This is a genomic window from Gordonia sp. BP-119 (genome assembly GCF_016924115.1).
Classification (GTDB): Bacteria; Actinomycetota; Actinomycetes; order Mycobacteriales; family Mycobacteriaceae; genus Gordonia; species Gordonia hongkongensis.
On record NZ_JAFFZF010000035.1, the window covers coordinates 50,341 to 65,631 of the forward strand.

The window sequence follows — 15,291 nt, forward strand, 5'->3', positions numbered from 1 at the left end:
ATCAACAAGTATCACGAACCGCCCCAACCCCGCCGACCCCAGCCACAGCGGGACCACCGACCCAGTCGTGCACCGTCGCACGCCATTTCGATGTTCTCGAGGAAGTGTCATCAATGCCGACTCAGCAGACAGCGCCCGTGCCGGGCATCACCGGATCACTGGCCGACGGGTCAATGGTCGATGTCGAGCTGTCCGCCGATGCCGACGGTATCCACCGCGTCCGCGCCGTCACACCGTTTTCTCCCGATGTCCCACATCCCGCCGACTGGCTGGATCTCCGCGACCACCTGCTGCTCCCACCCGCCGCCGAACCCCACGCCCACCTGGACAAGGCCCTGTCGTGGCCGGAGTTGTCACCGCCGAGCGGCGACCTCAACGCCGCGATCGCCTCCTGGCGGGCCGGCAGCGTCTCCCTCGATGAGCAGTCCTTCCGGACGCGCGCTCTCCGGGCGACCTCGTCCATGCTGCGCAACGGCATCACCGCGGTGCGCACCCACGCCGACGTGCTCTCGCACGACGACCCACTGCGAGCCGTCCGCGTGCTCACCGAGGTCCGAGAGCACCTGCGCGGACTGATGGACATCCAGGTCGCGGTCCTGGCGAGCCCACTCACGCCCACCGCGCACATCGAGGCCGCGCTCGACGCCGGCGTCGACCTCGTCGGCGGGGCCCCGCACATCGCCGATGACCCGCTCGCCGAGCTCACGAGACTGCTCGACCTCGCCGAAGCGCGCGGTATCGGCGCCGACCTGCACGTCGATGAATTCCTCGACGGTGACCACCTGACCATCGAGGCCTTCGCCGACCGCGTCGCCGAGTGGCCCGACGACCGGATCCGCACGGCCGGCCACTGTTGCCGCCTCGACACCCTGGCCGCCGCCGACCTGCAACGGGTCGCACGGGCGCTCGCACGGGCCCGTGTCTCGGTCGTCGCCTTGCCGGTGACGAACCTGTACCTCCAGGGCCGATCCGGCCCGTCCGCGGGGCGACGAGGCATCACGCCGATCGACGTGCTGCGCGACCACGGCGTCCGCGTCGCCGGTGGTGCGGACAACATCCGCGACCCGTTCAATCCCGTGGGCCGGGCCGACCCGCTCGAGACCGCCGCCCTGCTGATCACCGCGGCACATCAGAACCCGGACACCGCAACGGATCTCGTCACCTCCGACGCACGTGCCGTGCTCGGACTGGAGCCCGCGGGCCCCGTCGTCGGAGCCCGCGCCGACCTCGTCGCCATCCGCGGCGCCGATCTCACCGAGGTCATCGCCACCGCGCCGGCCGACCGGGTCGTGATCGTGAACGGAACGGCGGTCGCACGCACCGAGTCCACCACCTGGACGGCGTTCCCGTCGTTCCCGGTTCCGTCCCCGGCAGGAGCATCACCGGCCGGAATGTCCTCAGCCGCAGCATCACCGCTGGGCCTGTCCCCCGTCGGCATGGAGAGATGATGAGTTCACCAGCAACGACCCCCAGACCGGCACTCGGTCACCCGCTCGTCGGCTTCGAACACGTGGAGCTCACCTATCCGGACGGCACTCACGCCCTCCGCGACGTGAACCTGACCGTGCGGGAGGGCGAGTTCGTCAGCGTCGTGGGCCCATCGGGTTGCGGCAAGTCGACCCTCCTGAGGTTGTCGTCGGGACTGGAGACGATCACCGACGGTTACCTGCAGAGCGGTGCCGAACGGATCGGTTACGTGTTCCAGGACGCCACCCTGCTCCCGTGGCGGACCGTGGCCGACAACGTCGCACTGCTCGGTGAACTCGACGGTGCACCGAAAGCCGAACGGCGCGAACGAGTTCGCGCGGCACTGGAGACGGTCGGGCTGACCGGGTTCGACAAGCACCTGCCGCACATGCTGTCCGGCGGCATGCGGATGCGGGTGTCGCTGGCCCGCTCGCTGACGCTCGATCCCGACCTGTTCCTGTTCGACGAGCCGTTCGCCGCACTCGACGAACTGACCCGCGAACGGCTCGGCACCGACCTGACCGAGCTGTTCGCCGTCAAACGCTTTGCCGGCCTGTTCATCACCCACTCGGTCGCCGAGGCGGCGTTCCTGTCCACTCGTGTCCTGGTGATGTCGGGACGGCCGGGAACCATCGTCGACGAGATCGAGGTCCCCTTCGACTATCCCCGGTCGCCCGACCTGCGTTTCGAGCCGGAGTTCGGCACGATCGCCGGCCGGATCTCCCGCGCACTCCGAGAGGCACATTCATGAGCGCCCCCGACACCGGCACCGAGACCGCCCCGGGCGTGCGAACCCCGAAAACCGGCAAGGGCGGTACACCCGACCCGGGCTCGACCACCGAGCTCGCCGTGGCCGCGCGCACGGGTCGACGGGGCCGTTCCCGTTCGAAGATGGTCGGAGTGGCCGCACCGCTCGTCGTGCTGGCGCTGGTCATCGGCGCGTGGTACCTCGTCAGCTACGCGGTGCTCGATCCCGGCCGTCGATTCCTGATGCCGCCCCCGCACCAGGTCGTCACCGACGGACTGCTGGGCGACTCCGCCCAGGCGATGTGGGAGGCCCTGAGCCGCACGGCGACTGTCGCGTTGACCGGCCTGGCGATCGCCGCGATCATCGGCATCACGTGGGCGGTGATCATGTCGCAGTCGCGGCTGATGGAGAACGCCCTCTTCCCGTATGCCGTGGTCCTGCAGTGCGTCCCGATCCTGGCGCTCGTCCCCCTGGTCGGATTCTGGTTCGGATTCGGCTTCAGTGCACGGGTTTTCGTGTGTGTACTGATCTCGCTGTTCCCGATCGTCTCCAACACCCTGTTCGGCCTGCGATCGGTCGACCGGCAGATGCGGGATCTCTTCGCCCTGCACCATCCGAGCCGCGTCACCATCCTGCGCAAGCTGGAGTTCCCCGCCGCCATGCCGGCCATCTTCGCCGGTCTCCGCATCTCGGCGGGCCTGTCGGTGGTCGGCGCCATCGTGGGCGACTTCTTCTTCAAGCAGGGCAATCCCGGCATCGGCATCCTGATCGACAACTACCGGTCGCGACTGCAAGCCGAGGAACTGTTCGCCTCGATCGTGCTCGCCTCACTTCTCGGCGTGGCCGTCTTCTGGTTCTTCGGCTGGCTCGGCAACCGCATCGTCGGACGCTGGTACCAGCGCTGACCTGATCTTCTCTCGCCGGGTGGTTTCGACTCGGCTCCTCGCTTCGCTCGGTGCCGGCTCAACCAGCGGGTGGGTCCCCTGTCGTCGACACCCCATGATCCTCCATTCAACTTCCGAAATCTCTCAGCCCGAAAAGGAACTCATCTCATGAACACACCCGTCTGGCGTCGCCTGTCCAAGACCACCGGTGTCGCCGTCGTCGCCGCCGCCCTCGCCTTCACCGCCGCATGCAGTTCCGGGGAGAGCACCGAATCCTCCGGTTACACGGGGGCGGTCGGCCCGGTCGACCTGAGCGCCAACTGTCCCGACAAGGTCGTCATCCAGACCGACTGGAACCCGGAGGCCGAACACGGCCACCTCTACCAACTCCTCGGCCCCGACCCCACGATCAATGCCGGCAACAAGCGCGTCGTCGGTCCGCTCTTCGACCGCGGCGAATACACCGGCGTCGACATCGAGATCCGGGCCGGCGGACCCGCCATCGGCTTCCAGTCGGTGACCTCGCAGATGTACTCCGACCCGGAGATCCTCCTCGGTTACGTCGACACTGATCAGGCCATCCAGAACTCGAAGGACAACCCGACGACGGCGGTCATGGCACCGCTCGACATCAGTCCGCAGATGATCATGTGGGATCCCGCCACCTACCCGCAGGTCCAGGGGATCGCCGACCTCAAGGCGGCGAACGCGCGCGTCCTGTACTTCGAGGGGGCCACCTACATGGACTACCTGACCGGGTCGGGCGTCCTCTCCTCCGCGCAGGTCGACGGCAGCTACGACGGGTCGCCGGCCAACTTCGTCTCCGACGGCGGCAAGACCGCCCAGCAGGGGTTCGCCAGCTCCGAGCCACAGGTCTACCAGGAAGAGGTCGAGGGCTGGCAGAAGCCGGTGAAGTACCAGCTGATCCACGACGTCGGCTTCCCGTCCTACAAGTCGTCGGTGGCGGTTCGCTCGGACGCACTGGAAGAGAACGCCGCCTGCCTCGAGCAGCTGGTGCCGGTGTTGCAGCGCGGTTCGGTCGATTATCTGGCGTCGCCGCAGGCGGCCGACGCGGTCATCCTCGACGCCGTCGAGCAGTACGACACGGGGTGGGTGTACTCCCAGCGGAACGCCGACTACGCACGGGAGACGATGGCCGACCTCAACCTGGTGAGCAACGGCACCGACACGACGATCGGCAACTTCGACACCGCGCGCGTCGCCCGGGTGATGGAGGTGACCGGGCCGATCTTCACCGAGCAGGGCACGCCCGCAGCCGACGGCCTGACGCCCGAGGCGATCGCGACCAACCGCTTCATCGACACCTCGGTGGGCCTGCCGTCATGACCGCTCCGGTGGTCGCGGTCGGTACCGACGAGGGACGCCCCGACTTCGGCCCCGAGGACGTCGATGCGCTGGCCGACGACCTGCTCGCGATCGTCGGCCCGCGCGGCATCAGCTCACTTCCCCGCGCGCTCGAACGCGCGGCCCGCGACGGCTCGGGGATGAGTCCGATCCTGTCGGCGCAGGATCTCGGCCGACCCGATCTCGTGTGCTACCCACGCACGGCCGACGCGGTGCCCCACATCGTCCGCGCGGCGGTCGCCCGCGGCGTACCGATCACCACGCGCGGCAAGGGAACCGGGAACTACGGCCAGGTCATCCCGCGCTTCGGCGGACTCGTCCTCGACATGACGTCGCTGACCGCGATCGGGGACGTCACCGACCGGTCGGTCACCGCCCAGGCGGGCGCGCGGATGATCAACCTGGAACAGACCGCATGGTCGCACGGCAGCCAGCTGTGGATGTACCCGTCGACCGTCCAGTCGACGCTCGGCGGGTTCCTGGCGGGAGGTTCGGCTGGTACCGGCACGATCGTGCACGGCCGCAACCATCAGGGGTTCGTCGACGCACTGGATGTCGTCCATGCGACCGGCGAGGCCGAGGTGGTCCATCTCGAGGGCGACGACGCAACCCCGTTCGTGCACACTTACGGGGTCGCCGGCATCATTGTCGGCGCCACCATCCGGGTGGAACCGCTGCAGGAATGGCGCTGCGTGTACGCGAGTTTCGGCTCCACACGCGAGGCGTTCGACGCGGCGCTCCGACTGGCGGCGGTCGAACCGAAGCCGCGTCTGCTGTCCGCGGACGGCCCCGTCATCACGGGGGCGCTGCCCGACGACCCCGCGCTCGTCCGCGGTCGCGCCAGCGTGCGCGGGATCATCGACGCCCGGGCATTGGCGGAGACCACCGACCTGGTCGTCGCCGCCGGCGGCCGCGTCGAAGCGGTCCGCGAGGGCATCGCCGAGACGGTCAAGCTGTCGACGCTGTCCTACAACCACCCGACGTGGTGGTTGCAGAAGTCGCAGCCGGACAGGTGGTTCCACATGGAGGTACGCGGGGACGCACTCGTCACCCGGCTCGAGGAGGTGGAGAAGGTGTACGAGGGCGGCATGCTGCATCTCGAGGTCGGCCACGAGATGATGTTCGGGATGCTCAACGGGATCTACCGCAGTCCGCAGCAGGTCATCGACGGCGTCGCCGCACTCGAGGATCTCGGGGTCGGCGTCCACTCCCCGCACCAGTGGTACGTCGATCTCGATGCCGAGCGCGTCCGCGCGCTGGCGCACCAGACCGACCCGAAGGGTCTGCTCAATCCCGGAAGGTGGATGTGAACACGGTGACCACCAGGACGACGCGCCCGGCCGCGCATCGGCGTTATGCCGAGCTGACCACCGAACAGATCGGCACCACCCTGTCGCGGGACTCGATTCTCGTACTACCCACGGGCGCAATCGAACCGCACGGCCCGCACCTGCCGTTGGCCACCGATCTCATCGTCGCGGAGTCGGTCGCCGAGGCCGTCGTGGACCGCGGTGCCGCCGCGGGGCACGATGTCTGGCTCCTGCCGGCGCTGGGTTACACCAAATCCGACGAGCACTCGCGGCTCCCGGGCACGATCTGGCTGCGGGCGAGCACCCTGTTCGAGACGATCGTCGACATCGGGGCGTCGCTCGCACAGACCCCGGCGCGTCGTGTGCTGTTCCTCAACGCGCACGGCGGCAACTCCGCACTGATCGAGGTCGCCGCGCGCGAACTCCGACGACGGTTCGACCTGCAGACCTTCTTTTCCTCCGGCCCGGGTCACCCCGGTCCCACCGAGCGCGGACTCGGTATCCACGCGGGCTGGGCGGAGACCTCGATGATGCTGCACCTCCGGCCGGATCTCGTGCACATGGACAAGGCGGTCGCGACGGTGGCGGACGCGGTCGCCGACGCCGGGCACGTCGGTTTCGCCGGCACCGTCCGATTCGGTTGGCTGTCCACCGATTTCGCCGAGTCGGGGGTGATCGGCGACCCCACTGGAGCCGACGCCTCGATCGGCGCGAAGCTTTTCGACGAGCGCGTCGAGGACCTGGTCGCCGCGCTGCCGGAGATCGCCACCTTCGACCCGGGCCGGGTGGGGCGTTGATCACCAGCGGTACCGGGTTCGGAACCGATTGCGCGAGCGCGGATCAGCTCTCGGTCCACCCGATGACGCTGCTGCGGAACTGGCTTCCCCCGTCGGACGAGCCACGGCCGTTGATGGCACTGGCGACGTGCGGCCCCGACGGTTATCCCCGGGTCCGACACGTGCTGATCACCGAGGCCGACGACACCGCGGTCTACTTCCACACCGACAGCCGGTCGGCCAAGGTGGCCGAACTCGCCGACAACCCCCGGGCCTCGATCGCGATCGCCTGGCCCGCCGTCGGCCGGCAGGTCGTCGCGCACGGTGACGTCCGGCGAGCGTCGGACGACGAACTGTCCGAGGCCTACTCGCGCCGTTCCCGGTACCTGCAACTCCTGGCATGGTTGAACGACGACGACCTCGCCGCATTGCCACCCGAGGAGCGGCGTCGGCGATGGTCCGACTACGACTCGGCCCACCCGCGACTGACCGCACCGCCCACCTGGACCGGGTACGCCGTCGACTTGCGGGAGATCACCTTCTGGCGCGGCGACCCGGACGGGCCGTCGCAGCGAGTACGGTTCACCGACAACGGAAATCATTGGAATTCGGAGGTTCTACCGGGATGACCGGCACTTACCACAACGCCCTCGTACTGCCGGTCAGCGGCGATAGGCCCTGGTTCTGGGGATGGCTGTCGGTGGGCGAGGACGGCCGGATCTCCGGGATGGGCGAGGGCTCACCGCCGGCCGACGCACCGCTCCCCCGCCACGATCTCGACGGCGCCTTCCTCGCACCCGGTTTCGTCTCGGCACACAGTCACATCTACACCGGCGGGATGCGCGGGGTGGCGCCCAACAGCCCACTTTATGAATGGGTCACGCTGAACAGCACGATGCTGCTCGGCGCCGAAGCGCAGGACCTGTACTGGATGACGCTGGCCGGCGGGCTCGATCACCTGTCCTCGGGAATCACCTCCGTGTACAACTTCACCCAGTCCCGCGTCCTGGCACTCTTCGACTACGAGGAGTCCGTCCTCAAGGCGGCTCGGGTGCATTCTCCGGAGTTCGTCACCGCCCAGGTGGACGGCTTGGCGGCCACCGGGATCCGATTCGTCACCAGTGTGCGACTCGACGACGAGCAACTCGGCGAGGACGCCGCGTTCGCCGGTTTCGACGAGGTGATGACCCACCTGACGACTGTCGACCGCGACCTCGATCTGGGTGGTTCGGTCTACGGCTCGGTGCAGTGGTCGTCGTCGCAGGCGACCGCCGAACGCGAACGGGCACTGATGGACCGGTACGGGATCACCAATCAGGCGCACTTCGTCGAGACTGCCGAGCAGATCGAGATCCAGCAGTCGAAGTTCGACTGGTACGACGCCGCAGGCGTTCTGGGCCCCGGCTTCGCCTTCGGACACTTCGTGCACCCGACCGAGAACATGGTCGCGCGTGTGCGCGACACGGGGTCGGCGGTGGTGTGGCAGCCGATGTCGAACGGTCGGCTCGGTTCCGGCATCGCCGACATCCCCCGTCTGCTCCGGGATTCGGTGACCGTCGGCGTCGGTGTGGACGACCAGTCGTGCACCGACGTGTCGGACCCGTTCGAGAACATGCGCACCGGTTTGTTCCTGCAGCGCGGAAAGCACAGCGACGCCGCGGTTCTCACCCCCGTCGACATGCTCACCCTGCACACGCTCGGGTCGGCGTCGGCGATGGGCGTGGCCGACAAGGTCGGTTCGCTGGAGGTCGGGAAGTTCGCGGACCTCCTCGTCGTCGATCCCCGGTCCCCCCACCTCGGCCCGATCTGGGACCCCGTCGCCACCTACGTGCTCGGTTGCGGACTGCGCAACCTACGCGAGGTCGTGGTGGGTGGCCGCACGATGTGGGACCGCGACGTGGCCGATCCGCTGCGCGCACAGGCCGATTTCGAACTCACCGAGCGGATGATCGCGTCAGCGGCGCAGTCGGGGATCCATGCGGTGCGCCCACCCGCCGCCGCGACACCATCATCACCGCCGTCGTGACCACCAGCGCCACGATCGTCGCGACCGCGACGCCGACGACCGCCGCCGTCTCGCCGAGGGCGGCGACGGTGATCCCGACGAACGCCCAGATCAGGGTCAGTGGGTATGCGACGAGCACCGACCCGACGGCGGCAGTGACGGCCAGGCCGAGCAGGGCGCATGCGAGCAGGATGGTCAGCTGCCATCCCAGGGACTGCGGATCGGCGAGGTCGGCACCGATCGCGGCGGCCCAGTTCTGGAAGACCGCCGCGGTGGCCCAGGCCGCATAGACACCGACGAGGATGCGGGTCAGGACGATGAGCCACCGGGGCGCCGCGTCGTCGGCCGGTCTCGCGGCGATGCGGGCGGCGTCGAGCAGGACCACCGTCATGACCGTCAGCACGATCGGTGTCACCCACGTCCACTCCGCGGCCGACACCAGAATCCACAGCGCAGCGCCGGCGAACGCGACTTCGAGGTCGATGAGCAGACGCCGCGGGTCGTCGGTCCCGGTGGCACCTTTCCACACCACGGCAATGGCGAATACAAGCGACAGCAGGTAGATGAGACTCCAGATCGAGAACGTGCAGCCCGCCGGGGTGATCAACAGGTCAGTGGTCGACTCGTTGGGCGAGGCGCCGAAGCCGGAGAACGGGACCACGGGCGCGGCCACCTGCGCGACCGCCAGGAACACGGCAAGCCAGGTGATCGGACCGGAGATGCGTGTGGGTGTCATGTGATCCAACGTAGGCACCAGTGTCCCGTTTGCGCCGCGAACGTGCTCGGGTGGGAGCGAAGCACCCCGATCACCCCCGGCTCCCGAGGTGCGCCCGGAGCTTGCGGACCGCCGGACTTCAACTCGACTCCTAGACCTCGATCGAAGTCTGCCGGTCGAGTTGAAGTCTGTCGGTCGCCGGCGCGTATCGGCCCAGTCATCGATTCTGGGAAGCCGCCATCACACCTGCGGTACTGCGGACTTTCGGATCGGGGCGCGGAAAGGTTCGTCGAACGACCAGACCGATGGCGACGGCCGCGTAGACGACGCCGGTGACGATGGCGCCACCGAGGGTCCCGACTGCCTGGCCGGCGACACCGTCGAGCACCACCATCACACCCGCACCGCTGTAGGCTAAGGCGGAGAACCGCGATGCCACACGGCCCTGCTCGACGGCGCCGAGACCGCGGGTGACAGCGGCGAGCGCCACTCGGTACCCCCCGGCCTGACCGATCCCGCCGACGACCGTACCCAGGACGATCACGTCCTGGCCGGCCGAGGACGAGACCCACCACCGCCGTCGACCATCCGACGACCAGGAGCACCCCGACCGCCGGTAGCGTCGTGACGAGCCGCACCCCCACGCCGGCGAGACTCGCGACCATCGAGACCAACAGACATGCGCCACCGACACATTGGGCCACGAGGAGCGAGTCGCTCGCTCCGGTGGCGAGGATCGCGGCGGGCATCGCGCCCACCGCGAGCGCCCCGATCGCCCACGCCAGCGTGCCGACCAGATAGGCACCGGGATCTCGACGACGCGTACCCGCAACGTCGAGGTCGCCGTTGTGGACGTCGAGGTCGCCGGTGTGAGCGTGTGTCGACTGCGGCGCTGAGCCATCGTCCGTCGACGAATCATTGCCATACGCAAGCAAACCGGGAGCCAGACGCAGACCGACGAGCAAGACGATCAGGCATACCGCGGTCGCCGCGGCGTGGATCGCGTACACCGTGACCAGCTGCCAGGGCAGGAACACGGCTATCGCGATGGCCGCGACCAGCCCGCTTCCGGCGCCGATGAGCGAACCGGAGGCGATGAACGCACGACCCCGTTCGCCGCGGGCGGCCACCATGATCGCCGCGGCGGCGCCCGTGCTCAGGCCCACCGACGCCCCGGTGAGGAACCGTCCCGGGAACAGCAGCACGTCGACCGATGCGCCGACGATCTGCAGGAGGTCGCCGACGATCGCCGCGAGGAGAGCGAGCGGTAACACCGTGCGGCTGTGCCGGATGAGCGGGCCGCGAGCCGAGATCAACAGGATGATGATCAGGGCGATGAAGTAGGTGGCGAACAGCACCGACGCCGCGGCGGGCCCGAACTCAAGGGTGTCCATGTATCCCGGGAGCAGTGGCGTCATCGCATTCGAGCCGCAGATGGCGAGAATGCACCCGACCCCGGAAGCGCCTGCGAGCACACGGATTCCACGGTCGGATCTCAGAGCGATTGCCATGGGGAGAACTCAAACCGACCTCTGTGACCATCGGGCAACCCCGTCGTGGCCGTCGTATTGCGCACCTCGTCGCCCCGACGCCGAGGCGCTGACCTGCCACGTTCTGGCGGGTGACGACGATGGCGCCGGTCGCGCCGGAGACTCAGCCCACCGGGCGAAGGTCCGGAGTCGCCCTCGGGCGGGGTCCCCAGTACCTCTCGACCCAACTGCCCGACCCGGCCGGCTCATCGGTCTCGGTGATGTCCCAGTCCACGAACTCGTGTAGATCGCCCGCCATCTCGACGATGACGTCGCGCAGTTCGAGGGGCTCCAGCCAGCGCGGTGGGATGGCCTCGACCCCGTCGCGCGCACCCAGCAGGTTGCCTACGATCGCGCCGGTGGAGTCCGAGTCGCCGTCGTGATTGACCGCGATGATCACCGCGTCCTCGAGGTCGTCGGCCACCAGCGCGGAGTAGACGGCGATCGCGAGCGCCTCCTCTCCGACCCAGCCCTCGCCGAGGCGCGTGATCGCCGCCTCGTGGGACAGGCCCGAACCGGCAAGGCTTTCCGCGGCCTCGAGGGCGGTGAGGGTCTCCTCGTGACCGGAACGATTCCGGAGGATGCCTTTCGCCGTCGCCAGCGCCTCCGGCAGGCCGGCCCCGACGATCAGCTCGCGAACCGCGACCGCGAGAACGCCGGCGGGAAGCGAACCGGAGGGATGGCCGTGGGTGAGCGCCGCGAGTGTGGTCGCGAGGTCGAAAGTGCCTGCGGCAGACCAGTCCGCGCGGGCCGCGAACAAACCGACCGGCGCCACCCGCATGACACCTCCGCAGCCCTTGCTGTCGTTGTCGGCCGAGACGCCCGGACGAGTGGTCACCCGGAGCGCCTCGAGACAGGTGGTGCCGGGTGCCCGTCGGCTGTGCAACTGCTGGTGCCCTGCCAGCCAGCTGGACCGTTCGGTCGTCGCCAGCACGCCGTGCCGCGGATGGCCGCCCTGCGTGATGAACCACCGCAGGTATGCGCGGGCCGTCGTGGCCGCGTAGCAGGAGATGCCTCCCGCGCAGTCGCGGGCCCAGGCGCGCAGCAGACCCTCCGCAGTGAACAGCGTCATCTGGGTGTCGTCGGTGATGGTGCCGAGGCCGCCGTACGCCTCGGAGTAGGAGGTGATGCCCGCGGGTCCGAACCTCTCCAGGATCGCGTCCCGAGTCGAGAACTCGACTGCCCCGCCCAGCGCGTCGCCGGCAGCACCGGCGAGCAGACATCCGGTGAACCGATCCATGTTCGCCCCCTGTGCTTTCCCCGGCGTTCATCCATGGTCACACGGTTGCGCCGACTCTGCTGGACAGCGGACCGCGAACGGGTACTTTCAGAGGACCTCGAGACGAAGGGGCTCCGATCGTGCTCTCCCTCATCCCCGGTTCACAGCGTCGCAGCCTGGACGAGATCGTCGAGCGCCTCGACTTCTCCGTCGGCGACCGCACCGCCAAACGCAGCGCCTTCTGGTTGATGCTCACGCTGTCCGGCGTCATCGCGGTCTCGGGAGTCGTCGCCGACAGCACGGCGACCGTCATCGGGGCGATGATCGTCGCGCCGCTGTCGACACCGATCCTCGGCATCGGACTCGGAATCGCCACCGGCCGTGGTCGACTCATGCTCGCGAGTGTCGGTTACGTGATCGCCGGGGTCATCCTGGTGACGATCCTGGGCGTCGTGTTCGCTCAGTTGCTACCCAATCCGACGAACGTGCTCTCCAACTCACAGGTGCTGGGCCGGACGTCACCGACGCTCGTCGACCTCCTGGCCGCCCTCGCCACCGGCCTCGTCGGCGCGATCGCCATCACCCGTCGCGACGTCGGTGATGTGCTGCCCGGCGTGGCCATCGCCATCTCCCTGGTGCCGCCACTCGGGGTCGTCGGCGTCTGCCTGGGGTCGGGAGCCCCGTCGCTCGCACTGGGCGCCTTCGTGCTGTTCGCGTCGAACGTGGTCGCGATGATCATCACGAGCCTCGTCGTGTTGACGATCGCAGGCTATGGCCGAGAGGCCGCCGATCTCGCCGGTGCGGAACATCCGAGGGCCCCTCGACGCCGGGCCTACGCGGCACTGGCCGTAGCTCTCGTCGTCGTCACCGTCCCGATGGTCGCGAACTCGCTCTCGTCACTGTGGTCCCGGCAGATCGCGACCGCGGCGGAGTCGTGGCTCGGATCGGGCGGGAACGACTCGTCCGAGGTCACCGGTGTCAGCTGGACCGGCAGTACGGTCACCGTCAGTGTGCTCGCCCCACAGGACCTGCCGCCGATCGACGAGCTCCAAACGACGGTCGACGAGTTGGTCCCCTGGGACCCCGAGGTCGTCGTCGTCCACACCGTCGGCGAGCGGTCGGGTGTCAACTGAGCGTGCCGAACCCCGGCGAGGCATCCGCGCTTCTGACAGAGTGGTACGTACGCATCGCTCACCGAGAACGTCACCGTACGCACTCAACCGAGAACCGACGAGGTCAAGCACATGGCTCTCTCTCGAGACGCATCCCCTGCTGTGGCACAGGCGAATTCGTCCGCCCACGATCACCTCCCGTTCCAGGACACCCACGACCTGGACGCCGCCACGCGCGGACTCGTCGCCGAACTCGATCCCCCCGCCATCGCCGGCCAGGACGGGAAGCCGGTGTGGGATTGCGATGAATTCTCCTTCCTCGCCGAGGAGGCGCCTGCGACCGCCCATCCCAGCTTGTGGCGGCAGTCGGGTCTCGTTGCCCGACAAGGCCTCTTCGAGGTGACAGATCGGATCTACCAGATCCGCGGCCTGGACCTGTCGAACATGACCGTCGTCGAGGGCGACACCGGCGTCATCGTCATCGACCCACTGATCTCACAGGAAACCGCGGCCGCCGGCCTCCGCCTCTATCGGGAGCATCGTGGCGATCGTCCGGTCACCGCCGTCATCTACACGCACTCGCACATCGATCATTTCGGCGGCGTCAAAGGAGTCACCACCCAGGAGGCCGTCGACGCCGGCGAGTGCCAGATCATCGCGCCCGCAGGCATGGTCGAGCACGCGGTCGCCGAGAACGTCTACGCGGGAACGGCGATGGGCAGGCGCGCGGCGTACATGTACGGGGCCGCGCTGCCGAGGGGCCCGCGCGGTGCGATCGGCGCGGGCCTCGGCCAGTCCACGTCCACCGGCACGGCGACCCTGATCGCCCCGACCCTCGACATCACCACCACCGGACAGGTCGAGACCATCGACGGGGTCACCATCGAATTCCAGCTGACGCCCGGCACCGAGGCACCGGCCGAGATGAACTTCTACTTTCCGCAGATGCGCGCGCTCTGTATGGCCGAGAACGCCACCCACACCCTGCACAATCTGCTCACGTTGCGGGGTGCCCTGGTCCGTGATCCGCACGTGTGGTCGCGCTACCTGACAGAGGCGATCAACGATTTCGCGGCGCGCTCCGACGTGCTCTTCGCGTCGCATCACTGGCCGACATGGGGCACCGCGGAGCTCACGGAGTTCCTGTCCCTCCAGCGCGACCTCTACGGATACCTCCACGATCAGACCCTTCGGCAGCTCAACAAGGGCCGGACCGGTCTCGAGATCGCCGAGGACATCCGATTGCCCCCGGCACTCGAGAACGCCTGGCACACACATGGCTACTACGGCTCGGTGAGCCACAACGTCAAGGCCATCTACCAGCGTTACATGGGATGGTTCGACGGGAATCCGGCGCACCTCTGGGAACATCCGCCGGTGGAATCCGCGACGCGGCACGTCGAGTTCATGGGCGGCGCGGACGAGGTGGTACAGAAGGCCCGCCGGTCGTTCGAGGCGGGCGACTTCCGCTGGGTCGCACAGGTCCTGAACTACGTCGTCTTCGCCGACCCGGCGCACGAGGAGGCGCGGAGTCTCCAAGCGGACACGCTCGAACAGCTCGGCTATGGCTCGGAGAACGGCACGTGGCGCAACTTCTACCTCATGGGGGCGTACGAGTTGCGCCACGGACCCGTCGGGACGCCGACTACGACGGCGGCCACGGACATCGTCGCCGCCCTGTCGGTCGATCAGCTCTTCGACGCCGTCGCCCTGCGAGTCGACGGGCCGGCGGCCTGGGACGCCCACCTCGTCCTCGACTGGCACATCACCGACGCCGACCGACGCCACCGGTCGGAGCTGCGCAACGGCCTCCTGGTCCATTTCGACGTGGATCAGGCAAGCGCTGACGACCGCGTCGCAGCGACGTTCACCGTGACCAAGCAGACCCTGCTGATGCTGCTTCTGGGGGTCGTGGATCTCGGTACGGCCGTCGAAGCGGGCGACGTCGGCGTCGACGGTGATCCGAGTGCGTTCGGCGAACTCGCCGGCTACCTGGACGACCCGGATCCCGATTTCGCGATCGTGACACCCTAGGAGACTGCTGAAATAGTCGGTGTCGTTTCGGTGTGGGGTGAGCGGGTTTGCCTGGTGGGCTGGGATCCTGGTGGGTATGCAGGGTGAGCCGGATCGTCAGGGTGAGTTTCTGGATGTGAACTCGGTC

The 15,291-nt window shown here is 68.4% G+C and carries 14 protein-coding genes; 11 read left to right on the forward strand and 3 right to left on the reverse strand.

The window, feature by feature from the left end; genetic code table 11:
• Positions 1-113: 113 nt before the first annotated feature.
• The 8 genes from JW364_RS18475 to JW364_RS18510 all read left to right on the forward strand — a co-directional run bounded on the left by JW364_RS18475 (position 114) and on the right by JW364_RS18510 (position 8,576).
• Positions 114-1,448 carry an amidohydrolase family protein gene (locus JW364_RS18475; RefSeq protein WP_165629581.1) on the forward strand — a complete coding sequence of 445 codons (1,335 nt, stop codon included), beginning with the start codon at positions 114-116 and terminating at the stop codon, positions 1,446-1,448.
• Positions 1,448-2,218, forward strand: a complete 771-nt coding sequence (locus tag JW364_RS18480) for an ABC transporter ATP-binding protein (RefSeq protein ID WP_068970682.1) — start codon at positions 1,448-1,450, stop codon at positions 2,216-2,218. The genes JW364_RS18475 and JW364_RS18480 overlap by 1 nt, the downstream gene beginning before the upstream one ends.
• Positions 2,215-3,120 (forward strand): ABC transporter permease, encoded by a 906-nt coding sequence (locus JW364_RS18485; protein ID WP_165629580.1) that lies wholly within the window; start codon positions 2,215-2,217, stop codon positions 3,118-3,120. The genes JW364_RS18480 and JW364_RS18485 overlap by 4 nt, the downstream gene beginning before the upstream one ends.
• 147 nt (positions 3,121-3,267) lie before the next feature.
• Entirely contained in the window at positions 3,268-4,446 is a 1,179-nt protein-coding gene (locus JW364_RS18490; protein WP_205333964.1) for an ABC transporter substrate-binding protein, read from the forward strand.
• Positions 4,443-5,774, forward strand: a complete 1,332-nt coding sequence (locus tag JW364_RS18495) for an FAD-binding oxidoreductase (RefSeq protein ID WP_205333965.1) — start codon at positions 4,443-4,445, stop codon at positions 5,772-5,774. The genes JW364_RS18490 and JW364_RS18495 overlap by 4 nt, the downstream gene beginning before the upstream one ends.
• Entirely contained in the window at positions 5,771-6,571 is an 801-nt protein-coding gene (locus tag JW364_RS18500; RefSeq protein WP_058249771.1) for a creatininase family protein, read from the forward strand. The genes JW364_RS18495 and JW364_RS18500 overlap by 4 nt, the downstream gene beginning before the upstream one ends.
• Complete coding sequence (locus JW364_RS18505; RefSeq protein WP_165629578.1) at positions 6,568-7,179, forward strand: pyridoxal 5'-phosphate synthase; 612 nt, start codon at positions 6,568-6,570, stop codon at positions 7,177-7,179. The genes JW364_RS18500 and JW364_RS18505 overlap by 4 nt, the downstream gene beginning before the upstream one ends.
• The gene (locus tag JW364_RS18510) at positions 7,176-8,576 is read left to right on the forward strand and encodes an amidohydrolase family protein (protein ID WP_165629577.1); all 1,401 of its coding nucleotides are present in this window, start codon (positions 7,176-7,178) and stop codon (positions 8,574-8,576) included. The genes JW364_RS18505 and JW364_RS18510 overlap by 4 nt, the downstream gene beginning before the upstream one ends.
• Here the strand turns inward: JW364_RS18510 and JW364_RS18515 are convergent.
• Together JW364_RS18515 and JW364_RS24275 are read right to left on the reverse strand one after the other, a co-directional pair.
• A complete protein-coding gene (locus tag JW364_RS18515) occupies positions 8,485-9,291 on the reverse strand; it encodes an MFS transporter (RefSeq protein WP_165629576.1) in 807 nt (268 codons plus the stop codon). The genes JW364_RS18510 and JW364_RS18515 overlap by 92 nt on opposite strands.
• Before the next feature lie 196 nt (positions 9,292-9,487).
• Positions 9,488-9,814 (reverse strand): hypothetical protein, encoded by a 327-nt coding sequence (locus tag JW364_RS24275; RefSeq protein ID WP_240199300.1) that lies wholly within the window; start codon positions 9,812-9,814, stop codon positions 9,488-9,490.
• A 451-nt stretch (positions 9,815-10,265) separates the two neighbouring features.
• Between JW364_RS24275 and JW364_RS24675 the strand changes: the two genes are divergently transcribed.
• The gene (locus tag JW364_RS24675; RefSeq protein ID WP_341276031.1) at positions 10,266-10,541 is read left to right on the forward strand and encodes a hypothetical protein; all 276 of its coding nucleotides are present in this window, start codon (positions 10,266-10,268) and stop codon (positions 10,539-10,541) included.
• 382 nt (positions 10,542-10,923) lie between these two features.
• Here the strand turns inward: JW364_RS24675 and JW364_RS18525 are convergent, their stop codons facing one another.
• The gene (locus JW364_RS18525; protein ID WP_165629575.1) at positions 10,924-12,039 is read right to left on the reverse strand and encodes an ADP-ribosylglycohydrolase family protein; all 1,116 of its coding nucleotides are present in this window, start codon (positions 12,037-12,039) and stop codon (positions 10,924-10,926) included.
• A gap of 119 nt (positions 12,040-12,158) precedes the next feature.
• On the opposite strand from JW364_RS18525, the gene JW364_RS18530 reads away from it, so the two are divergent.
• Both JW364_RS18530 and JW364_RS18535 read left to right on the forward strand, forming a co-directional pair.
• Positions 12,159-13,151 (forward strand): TIGR00341 family protein, encoded by a 993-nt coding sequence (locus tag JW364_RS18530; protein ID WP_065631445.1) that lies wholly within the window; start codon positions 12,159-12,161, stop codon positions 13,149-13,151.
• A gap of 111 nt (positions 13,152-13,262) precedes the next feature.
• Positions 13,263-15,164, forward strand: coding sequence for an alkyl/aryl-sulfatase (locus tag JW364_RS18535; protein WP_205333966.1), 1,902 nt, complete (start codon positions 13,263-13,265; stop codon positions 15,162-15,164).
• The last annotated feature ends 127 nt before the right edge of the window (positions 15,165-15,291 follow it).

Excerpts from the sequence above, each read along its gene's own strand:
- JW364_RS18475 (WP_165629581.1), top strand. The coding sequence starts at position 114 with ATGCCGACTCAGCAGACAGCGCCCGTGCCGGGCATCACCGGATCACTG.
- JW364_RS18480 (WP_068970682.1), top strand. The coding sequence starts at position 1,448 with ATGAGTTCACCAGCAACGACCCCCAGACCGGCACTCGGTCACCCGCTC.
- JW364_RS18485 (WP_165629580.1), top strand. The coding sequence starts at position 2,215 with ATGAGCGCCCCCGACACCGGCACCGAGACCGCCCCGGGCGTGCGAACC.
- JW364_RS18490 (WP_205333964.1), top strand. The coding sequence starts at position 3,268 with ATGAACACACCCGTCTGGCGTCGCCTGTCCAAGACCACCGGTGTCGCC.
- JW364_RS18495 (WP_205333965.1), top strand. The coding sequence starts at position 4,443 with ATGACCGCTCCGGTGGTCGCGGTCGGTACCGACGAGGGACGCCCCGAC.
- JW364_RS18510 (WP_165629577.1), top strand. The coding sequence starts at position 7,176 with ATGACCGGCACTTACCACAACGCCCTCGTACTGCCGGTCAGCGGCGAT.
- JW364_RS18515 (WP_165629576.1), bottom strand. The coding sequence starts at position 9,291 with ATGACACCCACACGCATCTCCGGTCCGATCACCTGGCTTGCCGTGTTC.
- JW364_RS18525 (WP_165629575.1), bottom strand. The coding sequence starts at position 12,039 with ATGGATCGGTTCACCGGATGTCTGCTCGCCGGTGCTGCCGGCGACGCG.
- JW364_RS18535 (WP_205333966.1), top strand. The coding sequence starts at position 13,263 with ATGGCTCTCTCTCGAGACGCATCCCCTGCTGTGGCACAGGCGAATTCG.